Annotated in this window: 2 protein-coding genes; both read left to right on the forward strand. The window is 45.4% G+C overall.

Annotated elements, in window-relative coordinates; genetic code table 11:
• Positions 1-181 precede the first annotated feature (181 nt).
• On the forward strand, positions 182-478 hold the full coding sequence (locus tag G3480_RS26335) for a hypothetical protein (RefSeq protein WP_164657160.1): 297 nt from the start codon (positions 182-184) through the stop codon (positions 476-478).
• Positions 479-1,199: 721 nt separating this feature from the next.
• A complete protein-coding gene (locus G3480_RS26340) occupies positions 1,200-1,793 on the forward strand; it encodes a hypothetical protein (protein ID WP_164657161.1) in 594 nt (197 codons plus the stop codon).
• Positions 1,794-1,962 lie beyond the last annotated feature (169 nt).

Genomic DNA, 1,962 nt, shown 5'->3' on the forward strand with positions numbered 1-1,962 from the left:
GTAACCGAGGGCATGAGGTTACATTCTAAGCGCCACGCCGCCGCATGGACTTTCTCCGCGCAGCGGCTTCGTCCAACACGGCACTAAACCCGACCGCCCAAAGTGCTGTCGCACTTTGGGCGGTCGGGTTAGTTTGGCGTTGGGCTATCTTCTGTACCTGCAACATTTTAAGGAGACAACAATGATCGGATTTTTCAAGCAGTGGGCATCAAACGCTTCCGAGTACAGACAACTTCAGCAAGAATTAACAACAGTATTGGCGCGGCATGGTATAAATTTCATGCATTTACATCCAGAAATTACGAAATTTCTCGTTGGTGTGGCCCGAGAAGAAGGTGCAGAACAAGCCGTTGCTAAAGTTAATGAGACTATGGAGATGGTAGCAACTCAGTTTCCAGGATTAACACAAGAACAAGCTACACAACAGTTAATCCGCACTTTCAAGACAATAAATACAATGGCAAGGGCCGAAAGATAAAGGCCCCATAAAGAACGTGCCCAGAATAAGCAACATTAAGGCTTGCATCGCCTAAAGTATAAGCACGGTGAACGCAATGATTCTCGCATTTACCTAGGCTCGTCTTTTTTCAAGTTATTTCAACGATAGGAGTTACCCCAGCAGCCCGTTTAAGGTGCCGTTACGTGTCCGGTCTTAAGTGGCTGATTTCATGAAGACCAGCTCTGCCAGAAGTAGGAATTGGCAGCGGCGGTCCGTGCACCTGTCGTTCCAAACGATTGATTTAGAATGTTGTTTTTGCGCACCTTAAAAGTGCTGGAGTTACCCCAGTAAATGTCGGAAAAGATATACTGTAGTAAGTGCAGAGACAATTATGGGCATCACGTTGCGCGAGGCAAATGCTCCAATGATAGTTTTAGGCAAGTAGAAATTATTGAAAAGCTCAGCGACGATGCTTTTCGTTGCAAGTGCCAGAATTGTGGCCATACTTGGATTTCCAAATCCAAGGAAGCCAAGAGCGTTTTCTGTCAGTCACCACCGTAAAGGAACAAGCCGGGACAGAATACGTTTTCTTTGTCATCGGGATTTTCCTGAAACATAAAATCGCCTAACACGCACCTCAAGCCCGACCCCATACTGCCCACATACCTCGGCGCTTTCGTTTGGCGTCATCGCAGCGCAGTATGGGGAGCTTAGATTTGACGTTGTGCTATCAGTGGCAAAGTTATATTGAGACCCACTAATGAATATTGAAGAGATCCAGTTTCATTGGAGATACTTCTTATCGCTGGAGCGAGACGTCGAAATTTTGAAAAACTACATTGAGATTTGTGACCAGAACTACAGTATTCACTCCATGGAGCTTTTCAAGATTCTGCAACTTGCCTGCGCCGAAATCGACTCCGCATTAAGAGTCCTATGTAAGGAGATCGACCCGGCTACAAATTATCATGACGAGACCATTTTCAGCGGGAGAATTAGCGACTATAAAGTAACCGTTTACAGTAGGTTTCCGAATATACATAAAGCCGAAATACTAGTACCCGGCTTCCCTGCGCCGTTAAAGCCTTGGGATGAATGGCAAACAGTAAACTCACCAGACTGGTGGGTCGGCTATAATAGAGCCAAGCACTACCGGCATAGCTGCTATTGTTCTGCTAATCTCAAAAATATGCTCATGGCAATGTCCGCGTTAATGGTTGTAATTCTTTACTTATACCGATTAGTCGCTAATAGCACAAAAGCAAACCCTTCGCCCGCACCAAAGTTTTTTTATAGTGAATACACCAGTCTCAACTTGGTTTGCGCTCCGAATAACGAATTACCAGATTTTTAACGGTTTGCATGGGTTAAGAGGATATCCGGAACAGAATTTGCATTACCTTTAGGTTTCTTGGAGTTTTCGGAATAAGATTTCTGCGCAAGCCAGCTGAATCAGTGCCAAGTAGTTTTGCAACTGGCAAACATAACGGGTACGAATCGCCCGAAATCCTTTCAGCCAGGCG

It is taken from the genome of Thiorhodococcus mannitoliphagus, from assembly GCF_010915725.1.
Taxonomy (GTDB): domain Bacteria; phylum Pseudomonadota; class Gammaproteobacteria; order Chromatiales; family Chromatiaceae; genus Thiorhodococcus; species Thiorhodococcus mannitoliphagus.